Genomic DNA, 21,678 nt, shown 5'->3' on the forward strand with positions numbered 1-21,678 from the left:
GCAGCGTTCCGAGATTCATTGAAGCGTGAGTAATTCCTGATCGCCTTGAGCTGCCCATCTCATTCTCTTCGTGGGGAAACATGTCACGCTCCACCTAATGGGCAACCGCCGCGGCGTCCGCGTAGACATCAGCTGGCATAGGCCGGTGCAGCTTCCAGGTTATGGCAATGGGCTTCTGGCCTGAATGCTGAACATAGTCCACCTGCCCCAGGCACGTGTAGGGAACTGTCAGCCCGGTCTCGTCATCCGCCGTGTCCCTTGTGAAGATCAGAACTCGCGAGCCGTGGGAGGCTCGGTCAAGGTAGCGCCGTCCCGTCGGGCTGGATGGCGAGGTCGCGTTCTGCGACTCCCAGTTAAACAGTTCCGGGCTGATGGCGTAGTCCTTATACATCGTGGTTGCCGAGTGCTTCTTGTCATCCTTGTTCAAGGTGACAAAGAAGGCGTCCGTCGAAGTCGCAGGACACCATGCAACGCCCTCTCGGTGCTGCACGTTCTTGCCCTGCTCGAGCGAGCCGTACTGAAGCGCCGCGAGAACCTCCTCGCGCCGGTAGGTAGCGTGCGAGAGCAGCGGGACATGCTGCAGCCCCGTACCGAGGCTCTTAGCCGCATGCTTTGATGCCGCCAACCCCAGCTTCACGACCTGGCGGATCTCGCGGCACACAAACTGGTAGCCGCGCAGGTGGTCCAGACCGTCGTCGTACGTTCTGAATCCGCCGCCGTCATCCCACAGCGTGTAAAAAAGCATGCGTGCAAAAGCTTGCTCGCGCATGCCCAGCTCAGCGTAACGGGGTGCGTCGGGAGCAACCAGCATCGAATAGGCTGCAGCGCGTTCCGGATCGTCCACATGAATGAGCGCGGCCATACGGCCCAGCAGCTTCTTCTCCTCCGCGTCCGACAGCTCCTCAATTTTCCCGCGGAGCACAGTCTCCAGGGGCGAGAACCCGTCAATCAACCCTGCCTGCCGGAGGTAACCGGTCCACGAGTCCCGGGTGGACCGGTAGATCGTCTTCACGTCGTTCCCCGACCGCTCCAGATAGGCCTCGAGCTCGGTCTCGGCGTACGAGGCAATATCCCGGACCAGCTGCGCCCGGTTGAACCGGAGCTGAGCCTTAATGTTGTCCAGCACCACCTTCTGAGCGACGCGGTCCAACACGATCTGCGAGCCGGACGGCAGATACGGGAACTCGTCCTCGGCAGCCTTCTCCAGCTCCTTGCGCCCGTAGCCGGTCAGTGCCCGGTAGCGCAGATCAAAGCGGAACTCCCGGCGCTGCTGGCCAATGAAGTCCAGGACCGTCAGTACCGCTTTGCCCTCGGCACGGCGCAGACCGCGTCCCAGCTGCTGGAGGAAGACCGTGGCACTCTGCGTGGGCCGGAGCAGCAGGATGGTGTCCACCTGCGGCAGGTCCAGTCCTTCATTGAAGAGGTCGACGGCGAATATGCAGTTGATCTCCCGCTCACCCAGGCGTCGCAGGGCCTCCTCGCGGTCGACATCGTCAGTGCTGCCGTCGACGGCAACCGAGGCAATGCCGGCACGGTTGAACACCTGAGCCATGTATTGGGCATGCTGGACCGAGACGCAGAAGCCGATGGCCCGCATCTGAGCTGTGCTGGCGACCTTGTCCCTGAGCTCGCGGATTACCTTTGCGGCGCGGGCATCGTTTCCGGTGTAGAGGGCGCTCAGCTGTGTGGTGTCGTAGTTACCGCGTTTCCATTCCAATTGGCTCAAGTCAACGTCGTCCGAAACGCCGAAGTAGTGAAAGGGCACAAGCAGGTCTGCATCCAGCGCGTCCCACAGCCTTAGCTCGCTGGCGGTGCGGCCGTCGAAGAATTGCTTGGCTACATCGACTCCGTCGCCGCGTTCCGGTGTAGCCGTGAGCCCGAGGAGCTGCTGCGGCTGCAGGTGGTCCAGCAGGCGCCGGTAAGTGGGCGCCATGGCGTGGTGGAACTCATCGATGACCACGACGTCGAAGAAGTCCGGTTCCAGCTGCTCGATACCGAGCGAGGACAGTGATTGGACCGAGGCGAAGATGTGCTTCCACTCTTGCGGCCTGTGCTCCCCCACGTAGAGTTCACCGAAGGCGCCGTCCTGCGTGACGTCGCGGTAGGTGCGCATCGCCTGTTTGAGGATTTCCTGGCGGTGGGCCACGAACAGCAGCTTCAGATCGCGGCCGGCAGCTTTGGAAAGCCTTTTGTAATCCAGTGCGGCGATGACTGTTTTCCCGGTGCCGGTGGCCGCCACTAGGAGATTGTGGTTGAAGCCTTTGAGTCGCTCCGCTTCCAGGTCCTCCAACATCTCCTCCTGATGGAGGAACGGCTGAACGTCGAGACCGGTAGCGGCATCCGGGGCCGCAGTACGGCGGCCGCCGTTGCGTTCCAGCGCAGCGTCCAGCTTTTCGCCGTCGCGTTCGGGGTCGTAGCTTTGGAAGGCTCGCTGCTCCCAGTAGCTGTCGAAGGTGATCTCGAACTTCTGCAGAAGTGCCGCGGTGGCGACAGAACTGAGCCGCACGTTCCATTCCAGCCCATCCAGGAGCGCAGCTTGACTCAGATTGGAGCTGCCCACGTAAGCCGTGTCGAAACCGGTGTTGCGGCGGAACAGCCAGGCTTTGGCGTGCAGCCTTGTGGCCTGGGTTTCATAGCTGATCTTGACTTCGGCCCCGTACCTGTCGACGAGCTCGTCAAGGGCGCGGCGTTCGGTGGCGCCCATGTAGGTAGTGGTGATGACGCGGATCCTGGCGCCGCGCTCCTTGAGCCCCTCGAGCGCCGGCTGGAGAAGACGGAGGCCGGTCCAACGGACGAAGGCGCAGAGCAGGTCGACGGTGTTGGCGGACTCCATCTCGGCCCGGATCTCGGCGGCGAGATTGGGATCGTCCTTACTGTTGGTGAGGAGCGCGGAATCGCTCAGCTTTATGGTGGGGCGACGGAGCCGCCGGCGCTTTAGGGTTTCCGGCCGGTGGAGTGACTGGAGCTGGCAGGGTCCCTCTGCGATGCGTTCCGTGACGTCCAGTTCCCGAAGGAGGCGGTTGGCCAGGGCCACGCGGTCGACCGGTTTGGCTGCGGCCAGGGCTCGGCGGACAGCACCCGCGACGTGGCGGCAGAGGACATCGGGTGTGTCCTCCTCATCAACAATCTCGAAGACTGGTTGGAGATCCGAAAGCCGTTCAACATCTGAAACGAGGTCATCGGTGTTGAGAAGCTCGTATAAACCCTCGGGCAGCTGATTGGCTCCCTCTCCCCCAATAAAGTCGGTCACTGCCCCAGGCTACTAGTGATTCCAACAACATCTGATGTAGATGTAACTTATGTTAGGAGTCAGCGACAGACCTACGCCCTGCATCTCCAATCGCGGGAAGCTCCCAGATACCGACCGTCATCGCAGTCGCCCGCAAGGGGCCCACCGCCGCAAGCGCCGCGTTGGCATTCGCAACGCATTCGCGAAGAGCAGTTTCCGCGGCAGCAGGGCAAGGACGAGTGCATCTAATTCTGGTTTAAGGCAAAACTAGGTCAAACGAAGATCAAGGCCCGCATTCATTCACTGCGATATCAAGACGCAACCCGCAGTTGCCAAGGGCTATCCGGCTAGCCACTATAAGCATGACTAAAAACATCTAAGGCGACTGAAACGAGAGCATTGCATAAGGGATTCCAGTTGATTGCGGTTATATCCAGCGATTCTTCCGAGGGCCGGTAGTGAACAATTTGGTTTCGGAGTTTATAGATCGCCCGTCCAGCTAAGACGTCCAGTTCATCCATCGCTTCCAATTCACTCAAGCGAGTAATTTCTTTAGAATCGTCCGGATCCGCCTTAGGCCCAGACTCGAGCCAACGACAGATCTTTGCAAGATCCGCACGGTTAGCTTGCTTTAGAGCGACGTTGAGGCTGCTAGCCTCCTGCGGATGCCACCCAATTTTGCTTTCCAAAACTGCTGCAATCTCATGCCAAGGAAGTTCCAGGGCTAGCGCTGTTCCCAATTTTGAACTGGTGTCGTAAGCATAAGTGGCTTCAATGCATCGATACAAAGACATAAATAGACTTCTAGGATCAAGATCGAACACAGATCGACACAATTCAGCGTAGGGAAGAGAAGGCACGTTCAGATCGGCGAGGGTCGAGAGCGAGGCAGCAAGTTCATCATCGATCCATGAACTACCTAGCCTGCATTCGTCCACACTCAAACGCAAGAACGTCGGCCAAACAGTTGTGTTATCCAGTGGGCTTTCACTTCTCAATGCCTTCACCGTTGGGAATAGCGAAGCCACCTGGGAGTGGTCATGGCCTTCATAACCCGGGTCGCCCATTGCTCCAACTTCAACAACGTTGCGCACGACCCCCGTTGGGACATTTGGTTGGATTCCGAGTTCGGAGATCAAGGAGACAGTAAGCCCCGAGTTTACCTCTATCAACGGGAGCTCCGGATAATCCGGATCATACTCGAAACCGACTAATCCTATGTAGTGAGGGCCGTCCTCGCCGAGTTCCAGCCACGTAAGATAGCGGTGCCGGCCGAAGCCGAGGAAGGATAGGACCGAAATGTACTTGAGCCATTCTTTCTCAGTCTTGTTACTCTGAACCCATCGCGGAAAGGATGTATCGCTAATAGGATCGTTTCGCTTCTCACAATACGTCGCCAAGATCGTGAACAAGGATGCATTTGCATCCCTCATGCTTCTACTCACTAGCTTGCCCGCCAGCATTGCTCCATATTTTCAAGGTCAAATTCCTCTTCAACCAAGACCTTGAACGCTTCCGAGAAAACTGACCGCTCGTATCTACCGACCTGGCCGACCTTTTTGTCGAGCACTTCCCTAAGAACGTCTAAACGAAGAAAGTCCTCTAACTGCTCGTTACTCATGCCATGCAACCTGAAGACCAAACGCTGCTGTGCTGCTTCTAGTTCTTCCATACGCGCCATCCGCTGCGTTCTCGAACGGTCGGCACCAGGCCGGCCCAATACGGAACTTCCGAGTGCGACAATGAGACCAATCCGAGCCGGCTGTCTGTCAAAGATGAATCTTCCGGAGGGAGACCCATCTTCCCCGAGGTATTTACCGAAGGCGACGTCCAAGCGAGCAAGCATCGACAGGGCCGTGTAGAAGTGGTCCTGAAATGACTCATCTGCGAGGTTATCTACAAAGTCAAGCCGCGAGAATTCATCAGAAATGGCTTCTTTGGTGTCAACGGCTGTCTTTCGGAGCGAAAATGCAATATAGAGTTCAACCAAGTCGTCACTCGAGTATTGAGCGGGGGCCACGCGACGCCCAGGATTGTCAGGAGAAGTGACTTTATCAAGGTCTTCTACGTTCCGCTTGATCTCATCAAGCAACGGTGCAAAAACTACAGAGAGTTGTCGGCTAATTGTCCAAGGAACCTGAGACGTGTTGAGCACGAGCATCCGGTAAATCATTGCGCGAACGCTGTTTGTTAGCCAGAACTCAACGCGCACTCCTCTTGTTCCGACTTCGACATGGTCAGAAAGCGCTTCTTTCAAAGCTGCAGTTCGCTGCATTCCATCAATAATCGAAAGCGATCCATGGGCAGTCGGCAGAAATTCGTTAATACCTACCGCTTCCAACTTGGGCAGCGCGTCAAATAGGTTTTTCTCCAACACGGCGCCGATCACTATAGGTGGCAGAACAGCGCCCTTTTTCAGATCTTCGACCATTCTGGAGCGTATTCTCTTGGCCGTCGTGGTAGTCAGGACTCCCCGTTGCCCCTTCAAGGCTCCCTGAGCCGCGTGAGCATCATCAACCAGCGAGATATAGTCCGCGACAGGCAAAGTCGTTAAAACCGACCAGCACTGACTTCTATCGTCGTAAAGCCAATCCATAGTTGTTCCCCATCAGTAAAAACTTTTGCAGTTGGTCAACCCAGGCACGAGACCCAAACTTTGTCCTAAGCGGTTCAAACTCAAAATCTTAGTTGCTCCGCCAGTTCCTCTCGAATCTACAGAAGATGAGTGGGCTCGGCGTTGCTGTCCAGCCGGGAGAGCAGGTAGGCGCCGATTACCGGGACCACCACGTAGGACACCGGGTTCAGCTGCTGCCCGGCCCGGCGCTGACGCACAAAGTGGAACACCACCGAAGCGTTCACCAAAGTGAAGGCGGTGAAGGCACAAAGTTGATGAACGACGTCGACGTGGCCACGTCCAGGAAGATGGCAATCAGGCCCACAGTGCCGGTGATGACCAGGTTCGCCCACCGGGGTGTGGAACTTCTCGCTGAGCCGGCCGAAGACAGCCTTGGGAAGCACGGAGTCGCGGCTCATCGCGTACAGCAGGCGGGAGGCGCTGGCCTGCGCGGCGAGGCCGGAGGCGAACTGCGCCACCACCAGGCCGGCCAGGAACACGGCGCCGAACACCTGCCCGCCGATCTGCAGGACGACTATCGGCGAACAAGCCGCCACAGCGACGTGACCTCGGCCGAACGCGCCTCGAACAGAGGATCGTCGCGGTCCGATGCCTTCGGATGCGTAGGCCTGGTGTCCAGCCGTTCCGCCACCTTCAGCCCGGCGGCCCCGATGGCGCCCAGCAGATCGTCACGCGTCCGCAGGCCAAGGTGCTCGGGCAGGTCGGAGAGGACAAGCCACCCCTCACCGTCTTGTTCTAGATGGTCGGGGAGTTCATTCAGGAAGCGGAACAGCATCCTGCTCCCGGGGTCGTAGACGGCGCTGTCCAGGGTGGAATGCGGCGTGGCCGGAATCCAGGGCGGGTTGCACACGACGAGCGGTGCCCGCCCGGGCGGGAACATGTCGGCCAGGACGGCCACAGCTCGGTCCTGGACCCCGAGGTTCCGGAAATTCTCAGCGGCGCAGGCGATCGCACGCGGTTCATTGTCCGTCGCCTCCACGCGGCGGACGCCACGGCGCGCGAGGACGGCGGGCGAGCACCCCGGTACCGGTTCCAACGTCGAACGCCAGCGTGTCAGAGGGCAGCGCAGCGGCGGCCACGAGATCCACATACTCACTGCGGGTGGGGAAGAACGTGCCATAGTGCGGGTGGATGCGGCCTTGCAGGGCATCGACGTAGACGCCATTGCGTCGCCACTCGTGGGCGCCAATTGCCCCGACAAGCTCATGCAGGGACACGATGGAAGATTCGCCGACATCACCGTACGCTTCAGCAGCGGCCTCCCGGATATCCGGTGCGCGGCGCAACGGCACCACCGGGCCCGGATCAAGGGGAATCAGCAGCAGCCCGAGAATGCGTGCTCGATGCGAGCAGGACTGGCGATGCCGATAGAACCTTTCGGCCGGAGTTCCTGCGGTCTCTTTCTTTCCGGCGCCTATCCGCCGGTCCAGGGCGTTGAGGATCTGCCGCCCGTTGTGGAAGTCACCGTGCCAGAGCATCGCGATCCCCTGCGACGCCATCCGGTACGCCTCATTGGCCGTGAGAGAGTCGGAGACCACTTCGACGCGCGTCGGCGCCGGTCTGCCGCCGAACGCCACCGCGCGGTCATGCTGACACCGGCCTCGGCCCAGGAAACGAGGGCACGCTCAATCACCGCAGCTGTGCGCGAGGCCTTGGGGTCCGGCGTCGGAATTCCCACGGGAGCTGGCATGTCGGTACTGATAAGGATCCATTCCAAGAGTCCGCGGGCGGATCGGAGACTGACGGTTGCGGCGGCGATTCCACGACGTCCAAGGCTACGGCCCAAGATTCCAGACCGTCATCCGGCAGCGAACGGAGCTTCTTGATCGATGGCGGCTGGAGCCCTTGAACCAAATTGTCAGGATACAGGGGTGCTACAACCTCCGCTGCCGGAACATCGGGAACGACTCCCGCACCCGGTCCACGGTCTCCAGTGAAACCTCCACCGACCGAACACCGGGCGTCAGCCCAAGGTCAGCCTCAACAACCCCCATCGGATCCACCAGCACGCTCCGCCCCACCGACACCGGCGGCGCCTGGCACACCCCGGCCACGTACACGCTGTTCTCAATGGCCCGAGCCGTGTTCAGCGCCAGCCACTGTTCCGTCTTGTGCTCGCCCGGCACCCAGGATGAGCAGACCAGCAGGACCTGCGCGCCGGCGTCGGCCAGTGACCTGGCCAGCTCCGGGAACCGAAGGTCGTAGCAGGTCATCAGCCCGAACCGCACTCCCCCGTGCTCGAACACCGCGGGGTCGGTGGACGGTCCGGGCTTGATGAACTGAGATTCCCCGTAGCCCTGCGCGTCGAAAAGGTGGATCTTCCGGTAGGAAGCCAGCCGGCCGCCGTCGGGCCCGTAAGCCACCAGCGTGTTGTAGGCCTTGCCCGGCTCCTCCGAGGCCTCCACCACGCCCGCCACCAGGGCGATGCCGCGGCGGCGGGCGGTCTCGGCGAGCTCCCGGCAGACTGGACCGTCCAGCGGCTCGGCCATCGCAGGGAACGTCGCGTCCACCGTCTTCTTCTCGTAGGTGGCGTACTCCGGGAAGGCGACCAGCCCGGCGCCGGCGCGCGCCGCCTCCGCGGCGAACCGGTCGATCGCGGCGAGGTTGGCGTGGATGTCGGTGCCCGACTCCAGCTGCCCGAGCGCTATCCTCACGGCTGCTCCTTCCCTTACATTACGCATCGGCCTAGTTAAACCAGAAGGCTCAGGCGGCGGCCTCCACCGTCGCCTTTTCGGTGGCCGTCATCTCCGGCGGCGCCGCCTTGAAACCGCGGGTGATCAGGGCCAGGACAATCACGCCCAGCACCAGCCAGGACACTCCCAGCGTAATGGCGTTGCTGTCCAGCCGGGAGAGCAGGTAGGCGCAGATGAGGGCGCCGATCACCGGGACCACCACGTAGGACACCGGGTTGAGCTGGTGCCCGGCCCGGCGCTGGCGTACGTAGTGGAAGACTACCGAGGCGTTCACCAGCGTGAAGGCGGTGAAGGCACCGAAGTTGATGAACGACGTCGAGGTGGCCACGTCCAGGAAGATCGCGATCAGGCCCACGATGCCCGTGATGACCAGGTTCGCCACCGGCGTGTGGAACTTCTCGCTGAGCCGGCCGAAGACCGCCTTGGGCAGGACCGAGTCGCGGCCCATCGCGTACAGCAGGCGGGACGCGCTGGCCTGCGCGGCCAGGCCGGAGGCGAACTGCGCCACCACCAGCCCGGCAAGGAACACCGCGCCGAACAGCTGTCCGCCGATCTGCAGGGCGATGGAGCTGGCCGCGGAGGCCGAGTCCTCGAACACGCCGCCGGGGTGGACCAGCTGGGTCACGTAGGACACGGCCACGAAGATGCCGCCGCCGATCAGGGCGATGAGCATGATGGCGCGGGGCATGTTCTTGCGCGGTTCAATGGTCTCCTCGGTGAGGGTGGTGACGGCGTCGAACCCCAGGAACGAGTACGCGGCAATGGCGGCACCGGCGGAGATGGTGGCGAAGCTGGCGGTGTCGTTGAAGAACGGCTGCGTGCTCGCCAGTCCGCCGGCGCCGGAGGCGGACACCACGTTGCCGATGGACAGCGCCACGAAGAACACGATGACCAGCAACTGGAAGGCCATCAGCACGTAGTTGGCCTTGTCCGCCACCTTGATGCCCAGGATGTTCAGGAGCGTGGTGATGAGGATGAAGCCCACGATCCAGAGCCCGATGGGGATGCCCGGGAACTGCGCGGTCAGGTAGGACCCGCCGATGAGCCAGATGACCATGGGCAGGAAGAGGTAGTCCAGCAGGATGGCCCAGCCCACCATGAACCCGACCCGGGAATCGATGGACTTGCGGACGTAGGTGTAGGCGGAGCCGGCCACGGGGTAGGCCACGGCCATCCGGCCGTAGCTGTGCGCGGTGAACAGCATGGCCGCGAGCGCCACGAGGTAGGCGGCGGGCGCTGCGCCGCCGGTGGATTCGGCGATGATGCCGAAGATCCCCAGGACGATCAGCGGAGTGAGGTATGCCAGGCCGAACAGGACCAGCGAGGGCAGTTTCAGCGTGCGGGTGAGGGTTGTTGTCACGGTGTTTCCTTAAGGCTTGTAGGACGGCGGTGTCCAGGTGGCCGGATTAATCCGGCCTTGGTAGACGGAAAGTTCGACGGCGGCCTCCCCCTCGCGGAACTGCGACCAGGGGCGGTTGAGGTTCTCCGTGCCGTGCGTGCGGACGCGGTCGATGGCGGCAAGGTCCAGTTCCGCTGTGAGCAGCTGCGAGGCGTCGTCGGGGGCCTCGGCGAGGGTGTTGCCCTCCGGGTCCACGATGATGCTTTGGCCTTTGCCGGTGGGGCCGGCACAGTTGACGCTGACCACAAAGACCTGGTTGACGATGGCGTTGGCCTTGGCGAGGATCAGTTCCTGTTTGCGGTCCGGCGTGGTGGTTTTGACGACGTTGATGATTACCTCGGCGCCCATCCAGGCGAGCTGGCGGGACACCTCCGGGTACCAGGCGTCGTAGCAGATGTTCAGTCCCACCCTGCCGATGCCGGGCAGGTCCACGATAGTGAACTTGTCGCCGGGATCGTAGGGCTCGAACGGGCGCCAGGGGAAGATCTTCCGGTAGTAGCCGGCAAGCTCCCCCTCCGGGGACAGGATCAGCTGGGTGTTGAACAGCTGGCCCTCCGGGCCGCGCTCGCACACGCTGCCCGGGACAAGCCAGATGTTGAGGTCTTTCGCGAGCTGTATGAGCCCTTTGACTCTTGGGCCGTCTAGGGGTTCGGCACTTTCTTGGAGCATTTCGATGCGCTGCAGGTCCGGGTTCTCATCTCCGAAGAGGTGCAGCTCGGGGAAGACGACCAGTTTGGTGTGCGGCTGGGCCTGGAGGGCTTCTTTGACCTCGTCCGCGAAGGCCGAGACGGGTTCGCCGATGAGCCGGGGCCGGGCCTGGGCAGCGATGAGGGGAAGGGTCCGTTGCATGGGATATCTCCGCGTTGGGGATGTGATCTGTCTTATATTAGATCAGAATGATCCAATTATGGGAAGAGGCAGGTTTGGGCCGTAAAGTAGCGGATATGACCCGTCAGTTGGAGGACACCGCCGAGCCGTCGCCCATCGGCGCCGGCAGGCTGGCCGGCATTGACCGCCGCAGTGCCATCGACGCCGTCCGTCTGCGGATCGGCATGGCCATCTCCCTGGGCCTGCTAAAACCCGGCGAGCGACTGCCCGACCAGGAGGACGTGGCCCTGGGCCTGTCGGTCAGCCCGATCACCGCCCGCCGCGCGCTGGCGAGCCTGGCGGAACAGGGCGTTGTGGTCCGCCGCCGCGGCCGCGCCGGAGGAACGTTCGTGGCGGATTCGCCACCTACGGATGTTTTGGCGGAACTCTCGGCGTCACCGGCGGAGTCCCAGGCCGTGAACCGCCTGGTGGACCGGCGGCTTCTGTTCGAGTGCGCAGTGACCCATTATGCGGCGATCAACGCCACTGCCGAACAGCTGGATGAGCTGGAGCGGCTGACCCGGGACATGGCCGAGTCCTCCGACTGGTCCGACTACCACCGGGGGGACGAGCAGTTCCACCAGCTGGTGGGCACCGCCTCAGGCCTGGGCACCGCCGTCGAGGTTTACCACGAGGCGCTGGCCGACCTCTATGCCTACTTCATCCCCTACCCCATCGAGCTGCTGCACAAGTCGAACTGCGACCACGTGGCGCTGGTGGCGGCCCTGCGCGCGGGCAACGGGTCCGAAGCCGTGGAGATCGCCCGCAAGCACGTGGACATCCTGCACCGGACGATGTTTATGGGGCTTGCGGACGGCAGAGCTGAAGCCGGTGCACATGGCTGAATGAGTAGGTTATGGCCCCAAACACCTCGGCGTCGGATTGCTAATTCGCTACGCTACGCCGCGCCTTGTATTGCAGAGCTCACGCGGTAGGGCAGGATGTCCACGTGGACGACTATTCAGTCAGAGCTGAAGAAGCTGCCGCCCTTCTCGGGATGAGCGCAAAGACGCTACGGCAAAGGCTGCGTGACGAACGCCCTGAAGGTGCCCGACAGATTCCTCCCCAACATGGAGGCAATTGGTTCCTCAAGGCAAGCTACGTCGAGCAACTCGCAATTCAACGTGGACGGCGTATTCCCAACCGCTCGGCACTTGCACGCGACCGCCTGACGTCACCCCGTCTGCTTGCAGTCGAAAAGCCTAGTCCCCAGTCTGCCTTCGCCGATGCAGTTCCCAACCCGTCTCATGGCACGTGGTCCGAATGGATTCCCTTCAGTGAAGCCCTTAAGGTGGCTCCCCGCTTCCCGGGTGTTTACATGTTCCGGATTGCAGCGGAACCTCACCGTGGCCCTGTTTACATAGGCATGGCAGGGGAAAGGAAAGGCAATGGGCTCCGTGGCCGGCTGGCAATCTATGCAAGCGGCAAGGGAGCCGGCTCCGGCTTGGGAGAACATGCTTTTGACAGGGCATTGGAAGATCCGAAGTGGCTTCAGGCACGTCTGGACGACGCTCTTGCAGGCAATCCCATGAGGGCGAAGGCGGCTGCGCGTTCAGCAATTGACCACGCAGGACTGGAAGTTCGCTGGCAGACGGTCGAGACCAGAGCCGAGGCCCTTCAGCTGGAGGCTCGACTGATCAACGAATACAGGCATCAGCTCTGGAACCGCTGATAGCCACCTTCACCTATTTTGAGATAGGAACGACCGCGTCGACAGCCCGGATCCGAAGTTGAAACCGGGCTGCCGCTTTCGTATCCCGCGGGTTACTACGGCTGCTCACTCTTGACCTAACGGTCATCTGTCGCGTTCAGTCAGCCAAATGGCGTGGTCCATATGGGTGACGGTCTTTCCTAGTTTTGTAATGACATGCGCCTCAGTGACTACAGTCCTCGCCAGCTTTGAGTTGACTACAGTTCCTAGGTTCTCAGCATCTGCAACCCGCTGAACCGCGCGGATAATCCACGTATCCGGCTTCGTATCGGGATAGCCGAGCAACATGCCAAAGTAGTTATGGGTGACAGGGCCTAATCCGTGAACGTCAAGGTAAGCGCGTCGGTGGGAAGAGTTTGAGTGATCGTACTGTTCGTGCGTATACACCGAACAAGCGACAAGCTTTGTTGCCGCTTCCAGTACGGCTGACGCCTTAGTTCTTCCGTTGGTCACCCCCTTGCCCAGAACGTCTTTCAGTTCAGTTTCCGGCAGTTTGAGCAACTCGCGCAGGTCCGAACGTGCCGGCTCATGTTTGTTATGGAAGGCCAGCAACCGCGGGAGTAGGCCCTTGCCTCGCTTCGTCCTATATAGCGTTTGCTTGGAGTAAACGGCATCCAGCAACGCCATCCCCAATTGCCCTTCCCAACCATTTTGGTACACCTCGTACCGGTCCTTTGGGATCTTCCTAGCATCGCGCACGAACGCGTCAACGAGAGCATCCATGATCAGGCAGAAACAGAGACATTCACCGAGGCTGGTGCAACTTTGCGGTTGAACTCGTGCTGAACAATCGCTGAGCCGATGGTCCCGAGAAGGAGCATCAGCCAAAAAGCCGCATGGCGTCCCATGCCTCGACGCGTGAAGACCTCGACTCCCACGGAGTATTTCCATAGCCAAACGATGTTGGCAATAGGCACGATCAGCAACCAAGCGGTGGGTATCCCCGTGCCGTAATTATTCATTTCGTTCTTCGTCTTGACACTCCAAACCAGGGAGTAGATGCCGAAAGTGACGAGAGGCAAAAGTAGCGGCGCTGCGATGCTGCGATATTTCATAATTCTCCTAGGTACGTTTACTGGAACTTCGGAGTATTCCTTTGGCGCAACACAGCGTCGTAGATTTCCCCCGAATGAATGTATCCGCTGGTCGCCATAGCCCCGGCGAACCTGCGCCAATCTTGATGTGATCCTGCGGGGAACGTCATATTCAAGAGTCGCAGAGACCTTTTCCTACGCAACCATCAGGTTGCGCCGACGGCCGCCCATCCTCGCCGCGACCGACGACTTAACGGCGGCCCCGCTTGCCCCGGCCGCCGTTAAGTGGATGGTTGTGCCGGTGTGTTTCTGCCCAAAATTTTTTCATGTTACGCCTATTTGCCGGAACTCCATCCATAATGACTGAGTGGTCACCATTTTCAGAGTCCTTCACAATGTCCTATTCATTGCTGGCTACCTATCCACAATTGTGCTCGCAGCCGTAATCAGTCACTATGGCCGTGAAGAAGTAGGACTCGCGATCTTCGCGATTGCCACCGCGATGTACCTTCTCCTCCTCGTAGTTTCGGTCGCAATAAACAGGAGAGATAAGCCGACGGTCGGCTTCGCGAGAGAAACAAGAGTCGTCGCGGCTAACGCCCCCGCAAAAATCCACAGCCTGCATGCCTCTGCCTCCTACGAACATGACCCTTACGCTGTCTGGTCGCTCATTCGGCCAGCTGAGAGCGCAGTGTTGCTCTCGGATGCACAGCGTGCATTTACGGTTCCGGGTACGCCATCAGGCGTCGGGGAACAGCAGTGCTTCATCAATCGGGACGGATCTGTCTCCATTGTCGAAGTCATTGGCGAAGAAAGCCCCTGGTGGGCAACCACAAGGCCAATTGCTCAGAACGAGATTAACCAGCGTTTCACCTATCGGCTTGAACCGACGCCCAACGGCTGCACCCTCACCATCGGAGCTGTTCTGGAACTCCCCGGGAATGCCACCTTCGCGGCAGACCCAAACGACTGGTGGGAAAGCCATTCGAGGACTTACCTAATCCGGATCCAAGAAGTACTCTCCGCCCGATAAACCAATCGGCCGAGGCAGGTTCTGGTACTTCGCCCCGCGTATTCCGTGCGTGTTTCTAAGCCTCCCAAGAAGAGCTCTCGCAGGCCCCGTTACGAGCACGTGCGAGCCCTAGTTGTACTAACCCGCCACGTTGGTGACGCGGCTGGCAGGTGAGGCGCCTTTGAGTGCGGTGTGGGGCCTGCGCTGATTGTAGTGCTCGATGAAGCCCTAGTAACAGGCCTGGCCTTCACTTTCTCAGCTGTGGCGCTGACGTAGGCCCATTCCTCCAGGAGGATGCGGTTGAAGCGTTCGATGCTCTTGCCGTTGGTTTGTGGACGATAGGGTCTGGTGCGTTTGTGGCTGATGCCGGCTTCGGCGAGGACTTCCGCGAAAGGGCGGGAACGGTAGCAGGCGCCGTTGCCGGTCAGGACGCGCTGGATTTTCACGCCGTAGACAGGAGACGCTCTCAGGCGAGTTTCAAACTTGCTTTTCGATCCTGTCGCCCGCCACATGAGCCATGATGCCGCTTTTGGCACCACTTCTGAAAATGCATTACCTGGAGCGGCCACTGCCGGTACCGAGCCCAGCTCAGAGCACGGTCGCCGCCGTCGGCGTTGACCCGCCCGGAGGAGCTGACCTTGATCCGCCTAGGGCTCTGGATCGGGGCCGCTCCCGCGCCTATATTTGCTTAATATCCGGTTGCACGTCCGGAGCAACCGGCCCGACGTGTCTAGGAGGACATTATGAGCCCGGCACCTAAACAGGCTATGACCGATGACAGCATCAAGGTCCGGCAGGTCAGCCACTACCAGTTCTCCTGGGTGGCCGGTGACACCGGAAAGCCGGGAACCTGGACCCTTCAGCTGGTTCTTGATCAGGGGGCGACGGAAGAGGTCCTTACCCTGGACGGGCAGGATGCCGAGAACCTCCAAGGCCTTCTCTCAGCCGCAGCCACCGTGTTTTACGATGTGCCCCGACGGACGCTGATGTTCGGGACCACAGCCGCAGGGCAGCGCTAGCATTCCGTGGTGCCAGGCCCTCAGTTCGATGCCCGGCATACATTGCCAAGGGCGCGCCCGGCTAAAGCCGGACGCGCCCCTTCGTGTGTTCTGAACCCGCGAGTGGTTCACCGCTCATGGTTCAGTCGATGAGCACCGACTGCTTGGCGGGCTCGGAAGACTCGACAACCGGCGAAACCTTCCCCGACCGGTGATTCAGCCAGCACCCCACCGCCAAAACCGCGACGAGGCCGAAGGTGCTCAGGAGCTGGGGCCGGGAATCCTCACCGATGAAGCCCACCGTGAAGATCGCCGCAAGGATGAGCAGGCCAAAGCACGTGAGCCAGGGGAACCCGGGCATCCGTAGCGGAAGCTCCGTTCCCTCCCGGTCGGCGCGGAGCCGCAGGGCGAGCTGGGCGAGCAGCGCGGACGTCCACACCAGCAGGCAGGTGGAGCCGACGATGTTCAGAAGGACGCCAAGGACCATCTCGGGGAAAGCCAGCTCCAGCACCACCGTGACAACGCCGAAGGCAACACTGGCCAGGACTGCGACCACCGGGACCCGCGCCTTGGACACCGAGGCGAGCAAGCGTGGTGCTTCACCTCGCTCGGCGAGGGAGTACGCCATCCGGGAGGCACCGTAGAGGTTGGCGTTGAGGGCGGAAAGCAGTGCCGCGACGGCTACCAGGGTGATGGCGGTGGCAGCACCGGGCATCCCGGCGGCGTCCAATACCGCGGCGAAGGGGCTCTTCAGCCCCTCAGAACCTACGGGAACCACGGCCGCGATAATGAAGATCGCACCGATGTAGAAGACCAGGATGCGCCACAGCACCGTGCGGACTGCCTTCTGTACGCTCCGGGCCGGCTCCGCGGTCTCAGCTGCAGCTACGGATACGATCTCGGTGCCGCCGAACGCGAACGCCACCACAAAGAGTGCCGTGGCAATGCCGGCGAAACCGCTCGGCGCAAAGCCCTCGCCCATGAAGTTGGACAGGCCCGGCGACTGGACGCCCGGCACCCAGCCGAACAGCAGGGCAGCGCCCACAGCCAGGAACGCGACGATCGCCGCCACCTTGAGCAGGGCGAACCAGAACTCGAATTCACCGAAGTTTTTCACACTGGTGAGGTTCACAGCGGTAAGCACCACGATGAATATGAAGGCCATGAGCCACACCGGCAGCGCGGGGAAGATGGTGGCAAGCAGCCCTGCCGCGCCGAGCGCTTCCGCCGCGATGACCACCACGAGCTGGATCCACCAGAGCCAGCCCACCGTGGCGCCGGCTACCGGCCCGTAGGCCTTGGCGGTGTAGACGGAGAAGGCGCCGCTGTCCGGGTTGGCGGCGGCCATCTCGCCCAGGGCCCACATCACCAGGATAATGAGGGTGCCGGCCACGAGGTAGGAAATCAGCACGGCCGGGCCGGCAGCCTGGATGCCGGCGCCGGAGCCGATGAAAAGGCCCGCGCCGATGGCGCTTCCGAGCCCCATCATGGTGAGCTGGCGGGGTTTGAGTGCGGCGCCGAGGGCGCGGCCAGACGTCTTTGTCTGTTGTTCCATGGGGATTCCTCTGGTTATAGGTGGAACGGATTGGGTTTGAGGGTCAAAGAGTTTCAGGCCGTGTGGGCTTCCAGGAGCCGGAGCACGCGGTCGTTGGAGGCGGGGTCCGCAACGGTGATCCGCACGCCGTCGTCCTGGTACGCCCGGACCAGGATGCCGGCGCGGTCAAACGCGTCCACCAGCCTCGCCCGGAGCTCGTCATCGGCACGGATCCACAGGAAATTGCCCTGGCTCGTCTGCAGTTTCCAGCCCTGGGCTTCCAGCTGCGCGGCCATCCGGGCGCGCTCCTGTTTGACCGCAGCCACCCGCGCTTCCATCTCCTCCCCCGCGTCCAGCGACGCGATGGCAGCCTTCTGGGCGAGCGCGCTCACGGAGAAGGGAAGGGCGGTCCGGCGCAGTCCCTCGGCGATGGCCGGCGCCGCCACGGCGTATCCCACGCGCAGGCCGGCGAGCCCGTAGGCCTTCGAGAAGGTGCGCAGGATGCAGACGTTCGGGTACCGGCGGTAGAGCGCCAGCGAATCGGGGCCGCTGCCCGCTTCGGCGTATTCCACGTAGGCCTCGTCGATCACCACGAGGATGTCCGAGCGGACGGACTGCAGGAAGGCCTCGATCCGGTCATGGCTGATCGGCACACCGGTCGGATTGTTGGGCGTGCAAAGCAGGATCACCTTCGTACGGGCAGTGACGGCCTCTGCCATGGCAACGAGGTCGTGGCCCTCGGCGGCGTCCAGCGGAACGCGGACCGGCCGGGCGCCTGCCAGCTCAACCAGGATGGGGTAGGCCTCGAACGAGCGCCACGCGAAAATCACGTCATCCCCGGCATCGCAAAGCCCAGTGATGATCTGCTGGAGGACGCCCACGCTGCCGGGTCCCACCGCCACCTCTTCGGCCGTGACGCCCAGGTGGCGGGCAATCCGTTCCCGGAGTTCGACGGCGGCACTGTCCGGGTAGCGGTTCATCGTACCGGCCGCTGCGGCCACCGCAGCGGTGGCTGCGGGCAGTGGTTCGTAGTGGCTTTCGTTGCTGGCGAGGGCTGCGATGTCCGTGCCGGCGCTGCGCCGGCCCGGGACGTAAGGCGGGAGGCCGGCCACCGCGCCGCGAAGGGTGGGGAGCGCGGTGTCCGGCGCGGTCAGGAGTTGATCACGGGTCATGAGGACCGATCATGGATGTGACCCGGCGCACAATGCAAGATACCCTCAACCCATTGGGACTTCTGCTCAACTTCTACTGACTGTGGTGAAAATATGACCATTCAGAACTCTCGCACCCTGGATTCCCTCGACGGCAGGATCATCCTCGCTCTGGACAAGGACCCGGAAGCCAGCGCGCTGGCACTCTCCCGGACGCTCGGCGTCGCACGGAACACGGTCCACGCCCGGCTGGCACGGCTCGAGCGCAGCGGCGCCCTCCGCTCCTTCAGCCGGAGGCTGGATCCCGCCGCGCTTGGCTATGACCTGATGGCCTTCCTTTCGCTGGCCATCAGCCAGACGCGGACCGGCGCGGTGGAAGACGGGCTCGCCGCGATTCCCGAGGTCATCGAAGTGCACGCCACCACCGGGGACGCGGACCTCATGGCCAAGGTGGTGGCACGCAGTACCGCCGATCTCTACCGCATCACCAACCAGATCCTGGAAATCGAGGGGATCCAGCGGACCAGCACGGCCATTTCCGTGCTGGAACTCATGCCGCCCCGCTACGACGGCCTCCTCAGCCGGCTGTCGGAGCAGGAATCCCGGCCTTCCAACTAACTAGGAGTGATGCGCGCCACTGGTGGGCATATTGTCAGTTGGTATCCCATTCCACTGCCAAATATCCCAATACGAATCCGCTCTATTGCTAATCCAAATAGCAACCCAGAAGATTCCTGCATGACTTCACTTACCGTCTCCGGCCGCGTGGCGCAGGTTCTCAGCAGCTACCTCAGCGATGTCTTCGGCGTCATGGGCAACGGAAACGTCCACTTCCTGGACGCCGCGGAAAAGCTGGGCCTCCGCTTCTCCCCTGTCCGCCATGAAGGCGCCGCCATTGCCGCGGCCGACGCCTACTACCGGACCTCAGGACGTCTCGCAGCAGGCACCACCACCTACGGCCCCGGCTACACCAACGCACTCACCGCCCTCGCCGAGGCGGTTCAGGCCCAGATCCCCGCTGTGCTGGTCACCGGGGACGCCCCGAGCAGCGGTGCCCGGCCCTGGGACGTGGACCAGGCGGCAATCGCCGCAGGCCTTGGAGCGGCGACGTTCACCGTCACCCGCGAAGCCGCGGGCTCCATCACCCGGCAGGCGGTGGAGTACGCACTCACCAAGCGGACCGCCGTCGTCATTGCCATTCCCTACGACCTCGCGGCACTCGAGGCTGCGGAAGAAGAGCTTCCCGAGCCGTCGGCACCCGCGGTGAGTGACGACGTCGACGGCGGCCTTGGGCAGGCAGCCCGCCTGCTCGCCGGGGCGAAGCGGCCGCTGATCCTCGCCGGCCGCGGTGCGCATCTCGCCGGAGCCGGCCCGGAGCTCCGGGAGCTCGCCGACCGCTTGGGCGCCCTGACCGCCGGAACCGCACTGGCGCTCAACCTCCTGCAGGGCGAGGGGTACCTCGGCGTCGCGGGCGGCTTCGGCACGGACACCGCGGCCGGACTCATGGGTGAGGCCGATGTGGTCCTGGTGGCCGGGGCCAGCCTGACCCCCTTCACCATGCGCTTCGGGCACCTGCTCGGCCCGGACAGCACGGTCATCCAGATCGACACCGCCCTGCAGCCCACGAACCCCCGCGTGGACATGTTCGTCAGCGCGGACGTGAAGTCTGCTGCGGGCCGACTCCTCCGGATCCTGGATGGCCAGGCCTCGCCGGAAGCCCGGCTCACGGAACCCAGAGCAGAGGCCTGGCGCGCGGAAGCCCGCAAGCGCCTGGCCGACGGACCGGCCCACCAGGCAGGATCCGCGGAGACCCCGGACGGCCGGCTGGACCCGCGCTCCCTTGCCACGGCACTGGATGCCATCCTTCCGGAGCGCCGCACGGTGGTCCAGGACGGAGGGCACTTCATGGGCTGGGCACCCATGTACTGGCGCATCCCGCGGCCCCAGGACCTGGTCATGGTGGGCACCGCCTACCAGACCATCGGGCTGGGCCTTGCGAGCGCAGTCGGGGCGGCCCGCGCGGTGGAGGACGGCCGCACCCTGGTGCTGGCCTCCGGCGACGGCGGTTTCCTGATGGGCCTGCCGGACCTCGAGTCGCTGATCGGTACGGCAAGCAGCGCCGTCGTCGTGATCTACAACGATGCCGCCTACGGAGCCGAAATCCACCAGTACGGCTCCCAGGGACTGACCGAAAAGCCCATGCTGATCCCCGAGGTGGACTTCAGCGGCATCGCCCGCGCGCTCGGTGCGAAGTCGGCGATCATCCGGTCACTGGCGGACCTTGCCAGCCTTCAGGAGTGGATCGACGCCGGCGCCAAGGGAACCTTCGTGGCCGACTGCCGGATCACCTCAAGCGTCCGGGCGCCGTGGATGAGCGAGTGGATGAAGGCCAAGCAGGAGGCGAAGGCGGCGGTGGCTGGGTAGGCGGGCTAACCTAGCCAGCTGCACGCCGCTGCAGCTGCCCGGGTCTAGGGCCGGAGTCACTCCCCGACCCGGGCGCCGCCGTCGTAAATGGTCTCCGTCGGAAAGCTAACTGCCTTAGTAGCTCGTACGCGCGCATCTTCCATGAGTCAACGCGGGCCATTGACACCGGCACTACATGGTGCGAAGCTCCGCTCGTGACGCAGAAGGTGCCGACCGCGAATCCGCGGCTCGTGCGTCGTACCGCGGTGGCGATCGGCGTGCTGGTCACCATCGTGATGGTGTTCGCGGCGATCCGTGTGGCGATCGACTGGCCGAACATCGTCGCTGGGACCACACCGGGCGATGACGACTTCGCCGAGCGGTACGTCGCCTACCCGTGGCTGGCCTACCTTCATATCGCGCCGGGTGTCGTCTACCTCCTGGGAGCGCCGTTGCAACTGTCGCGGCGGTTCCGTACCCGCCACTACGGCGTGCACCGGCGGCTCGGGCGGATACTTCTCACCTGCGCGCTTATCTCCGGGCTGTTCGCCTTCCTCTTCGGCGTGCCCCACGCCTGGGGAGGCGCACCAGAAGCCGTCGCGACCGTGCTGTTCGGCTGCTGGTTCCTGACCTGCCTCGTCCTCGCGTTCCGGGCGATCCGGCATGATGACGTACGGCAGCACAGGCGCTGGATGATTCGCGCGTTCACCGTCGGTGTCGCGGTCGGCACCATCAGGATCTGGGTTGGGATCTTCGAGGGCGTCGAGCAAGCAATCTCCCGTGGGACGACTCCGGGTGCCCCGGACCCCACGATGTTCGGCATCGCTTTCTGGCTGGCGTTCACCATGCACGTCGCCCTCGGCGAGTGGTGGTTGCGCCGCACTCCCGCCCTGACCGGCTGACTGGCCTATTCGCCAGGGGAACACCTCGGTCGTGATCAGGAAGCCGCACGAAAGGTGTCTCAGGACACGGACCAGGTCATACGGTGCCTGTGCCAGCGGGGCCGTGGGCC

20 protein-coding genes and 1 pseudogene are annotated in these 21,678 nt (G+C 62.6%); 7 read left to right on the plus strand and 14 right to left on the minus strand.

Translation table 11 applies throughout. The features are described 5' to 3' along the window. Positions 1-94 precede the first annotated feature (94 nt). The 9 genes from AU175_RS05810 to AU175_RS05840 form a co-directional block, all read right to left on the minus strand. Positions 95-3,214: a DUF3427 domain-containing protein gene (locus tag AU175_RS05810; RefSeq protein WP_442855306.1), complete on the minus strand. Its 3,120-nt coding sequence runs from the start codon at positions 3,212-3,214 to the stop codon at positions 95-97. Between the two features lie 362 nt (positions 3,215-3,576). Then, positions 3,577-4,692, minus strand: coding sequence for a hypothetical protein (locus AU175_RS21645; RefSeq protein WP_156642190.1), 1,116 nt, complete (start codon positions 4,690-4,692; stop codon positions 3,577-3,579). Next, positions 4,674-5,660 (minus strand): hypothetical protein, encoded by a 987-nt coding sequence (locus AU175_RS21980; protein WP_197497050.1) that lies wholly within the window; start codon positions 5,658-5,660, stop codon positions 4,674-4,676. The genes AU175_RS21645 and AU175_RS21980 overlap by 19 nt, the downstream gene beginning before the upstream one ends. Before the next feature lie 281 nt (positions 5,661-5,941). Next, complete coding sequence (locus AU175_RS05820; RefSeq protein WP_066286606.1) at positions 5,942-6,400, minus strand: amino acid permease; 459 nt, start codon at positions 6,398-6,400, stop codon at positions 5,942-5,944. Continuing rightward, positions 6,379-6,843 (minus strand): hypothetical protein, encoded by a 465-nt coding sequence (locus AU175_RS22275; RefSeq protein ID WP_231938473.1) that lies wholly within the window; start codon positions 6,841-6,843, stop codon positions 6,379-6,381. The genes AU175_RS05820 and AU175_RS22275 overlap by 22 nt, the downstream gene beginning before the upstream one ends. Continuing rightward, the gene (locus tag AU175_RS22280; protein ID WP_231938474.1) at positions 6,824-7,402 is read right to left on the minus strand and encodes a hypothetical protein; all 579 of its coding nucleotides are present in this window, start codon (positions 7,400-7,402) and stop codon (positions 6,824-6,826) included. Before AU175_RS22280 ends, AU175_RS22275 begins: the two co-directional genes overlap by 20 nt. Positions 7,403-7,738: 336 nt before the next feature. Continuing rightward, positions 7,739-8,518 carry a carbon-nitrogen hydrolase family protein gene (locus AU175_RS05830; protein WP_082979029.1) on the minus strand — a complete coding sequence of 260 codons (780 nt, stop codon included), beginning with the start codon at positions 8,516-8,518 and terminating at the stop codon, positions 7,739-7,741. Between the two features lie 49 nt (positions 8,519-8,567). After that, on the minus strand, positions 8,568-9,917 hold the full coding sequence (locus tag AU175_RS05835; protein WP_066286609.1) for an APC family permease: 1,350 nt from the start codon (positions 9,915-9,917) through the stop codon (positions 8,568-8,570). Between the two features lie 9 nt (positions 9,918-9,926). After that, positions 9,927-10,805: a carbon-nitrogen hydrolase family protein gene (locus tag AU175_RS05840; RefSeq protein WP_082979030.1), complete on the minus strand. Its 879-nt coding sequence runs from the start codon at positions 10,803-10,805 to the stop codon at positions 9,927-9,929. Between the two features lie 95 nt (positions 10,806-10,900). On the opposite strand from AU175_RS05840, the gene AU175_RS05845 reads away from it, so the two are divergent. Continuing rightward, a complete protein-coding gene (locus tag AU175_RS05845) occupies positions 10,901-11,668 on the plus strand; it encodes a FadR/GntR family transcriptional regulator (protein WP_066286611.1) in 768 nt (255 codons plus the stop codon). 104 nt (positions 11,669-11,772) lie between these two features. Beyond that, positions 11,773-12,495 (plus strand): hypothetical protein, encoded by a 723-nt coding sequence (locus AU175_RS21985; RefSeq protein WP_197497051.1) that lies wholly within the window; start codon positions 11,773-11,775, stop codon positions 12,493-12,495. A gap of 123 nt (positions 12,496-12,618) precedes the next feature. On the opposite strand, the gene AU175_RS05855 is transcribed toward AU175_RS21985, so the two are convergent. Next, the gene (locus AU175_RS05855) at positions 12,619-13,257 is read right to left on the minus strand and encodes a hypothetical protein (protein ID WP_066286615.1); all 639 of its coding nucleotides are present in this window, start codon (positions 13,255-13,257) and stop codon (positions 12,619-12,621) included. Between the two features lie 2 nt (positions 13,258-13,259). Next, positions 13,260-13,589: a DUF4234 domain-containing protein gene (locus AU175_RS05860; RefSeq protein WP_082979031.1), complete on the minus strand. Its 330-nt coding sequence runs from the start codon at positions 13,587-13,589 to the stop codon at positions 13,260-13,262. A 346-nt stretch (positions 13,590-13,935) separates the two neighbouring features. On the opposite strand from AU175_RS05860, the gene AU175_RS05865 reads away from it, so the two are divergent. Next, the gene (locus AU175_RS05865; RefSeq protein WP_066286617.1) at positions 13,936-14,601 is read left to right on the plus strand and encodes a hypothetical protein; all 666 of its coding nucleotides are present in this window, start codon (positions 13,936-13,938) and stop codon (positions 14,599-14,601) included. A 117-nt stretch (positions 14,602-14,718) separates the two neighbouring features. Here the strand turns inward: AU175_RS05865 and AU175_RS21225 are convergent. Beyond that, positions 14,719-15,032, minus strand: a pseudogene (locus AU175_RS21225) (integrase core domain-containing protein); the annotation flags it as partial. 291 nt (positions 15,033-15,323) lie between these two features. Between AU175_RS21225 and AU175_RS05870 the strand changes: the two are divergent. Beyond that, entirely contained in the window at positions 15,324-15,599 is a 276-nt protein-coding gene (locus AU175_RS05870; RefSeq protein WP_066286619.1) for a hypothetical protein, read from the plus strand. Positions 15,600-15,720: 121 nt separating this feature from the next. Here AU175_RS05870 and AU175_RS05875 read toward each other — a convergent pair whose 3' ends face one another. Both AU175_RS05875 and hisC read right to left on the minus strand, forming a co-directional pair. After that, complete coding sequence (locus AU175_RS05875; protein ID WP_066286624.1) at positions 15,721-17,133, minus strand: amino acid permease; 1,413 nt, start codon at positions 17,131-17,133, stop codon at positions 15,721-15,723. A gap of 53 nt (positions 17,134-17,186) precedes the next feature. Then, a complete protein-coding gene (gene hisC / locus AU175_RS05880) occupies positions 17,187-18,284 on the minus strand; it encodes a histidinol-phosphate transaminase (RefSeq protein WP_066286626.1) in 1,098 nt (365 codons plus the stop codon). Between the two features lie 93 nt (positions 18,285-18,377). On the opposite strand from hisC, the gene AU175_RS05885 reads away from it, so the two are divergent. From AU175_RS05885 to AU175_RS05895, 3 genes are all read left to right on the plus strand, one after another. Next, a complete protein-coding gene (locus AU175_RS05885; protein ID WP_066286628.1) occupies positions 18,378-18,881 on the plus strand; it encodes an Lrp/AsnC family transcriptional regulator in 504 nt (167 codons plus the stop codon). Positions 18,882-19,001: 120 nt separating this feature from the next. Further along, positions 19,002-20,687, plus strand: coding sequence for a thiamine pyrophosphate-binding protein (locus AU175_RS05890; RefSeq protein WP_066286633.1), 1,686 nt, complete (start codon positions 19,002-19,004; stop codon positions 20,685-20,687). A 194-nt stretch (positions 20,688-20,881) separates the two neighbouring features. Next, positions 20,882-21,568 (plus strand): DUF2306 domain-containing protein, encoded by a 687-nt coding sequence (locus AU175_RS05895; RefSeq protein WP_066286635.1) that lies wholly within the window; start codon positions 20,882-20,884, stop codon positions 21,566-21,568. Positions 21,569-21,678: the final 110 nt, after the last annotated feature.

Origin of the sequence: Arthrobacter sp. B6, from assembly GCF_001663775.1 — a bacterium.
Taxonomy (GTDB): domain Bacteria; phylum Actinomycetota; class Actinomycetes; order Actinomycetales; family Micrococcaceae; genus Arthrobacter.

Bases quoted from the DNA above. Each gene is read 5' to 3' on its own strand.
- AU175_RS05855 (WP_066286615.1), bottom strand. From the start codon at position 13,257: ATGGATGCTCTCGTTGACGCGTTCGTGCGCGATGCTAGGAAGATCCCA.
- AU175_RS05885 (WP_066286628.1), top strand. From the start codon at position 18,378: ATGACCATTCAGAACTCTCGCACCCTGGATTCCCTCGACGGCAGGATC.
- AU175_RS05890 (WP_066286633.1), top strand. From the start codon at position 19,002: ATGACTTCACTTACCGTCTCCGGCCGCGTGGCGCAGGTTCTCAGCAGC.
- AU175_RS05845 (WP_066286611.1), top strand. From the start codon at position 10,901: ATGACCCGTCAGTTGGAGGACACCGCCGAGCCGTCGCCCATCGGCGCC.
- AU175_RS21645 (WP_156642190.1), bottom strand. From the start codon at position 4,692: ATGCTGGCGGGCAAGCTAGTGAGTAGAAGCATGAGGGATGCAAATGCA.
- hisC (WP_066286626.1), bottom strand. From the start codon at position 18,284: ATGACCCGTGATCAACTCCTGACCGCGCCGGACACCGCGCTCCCCACC.
- AU175_RS05860 (WP_082979031.1), bottom strand. From the start codon at position 13,589: ATGAAATATCGCAGCATCGCAGCGCCGCTACTTTTGCCTCTCGTCACT.
- AU175_RS05840 (WP_082979030.1), bottom strand. From the start codon at position 10,805: ATGCAACGGACCCTTCCCCTCATCGCTGCCCAGGCCCGGCCCCGGCTC.
- AU175_RS21980 (WP_197497050.1), bottom strand. From the start codon at position 5,660: ATGGTCGAAGATCTGAAAAAGGGCGCTGTTCTGCCACCTATAGTGATC.
- AU175_RS05870 (WP_066286619.1), top strand. From the start codon at position 15,324: ATGAGCCCGGCACCTAAACAGGCTATGACCGATGACAGCATCAAGGTC.
- AU175_RS05875 (WP_066286624.1), bottom strand. From the start codon at position 17,133: ATGGAACAACAGACAAAGACGTCTGGCCGCGCCCTCGGCGCCGCACTC.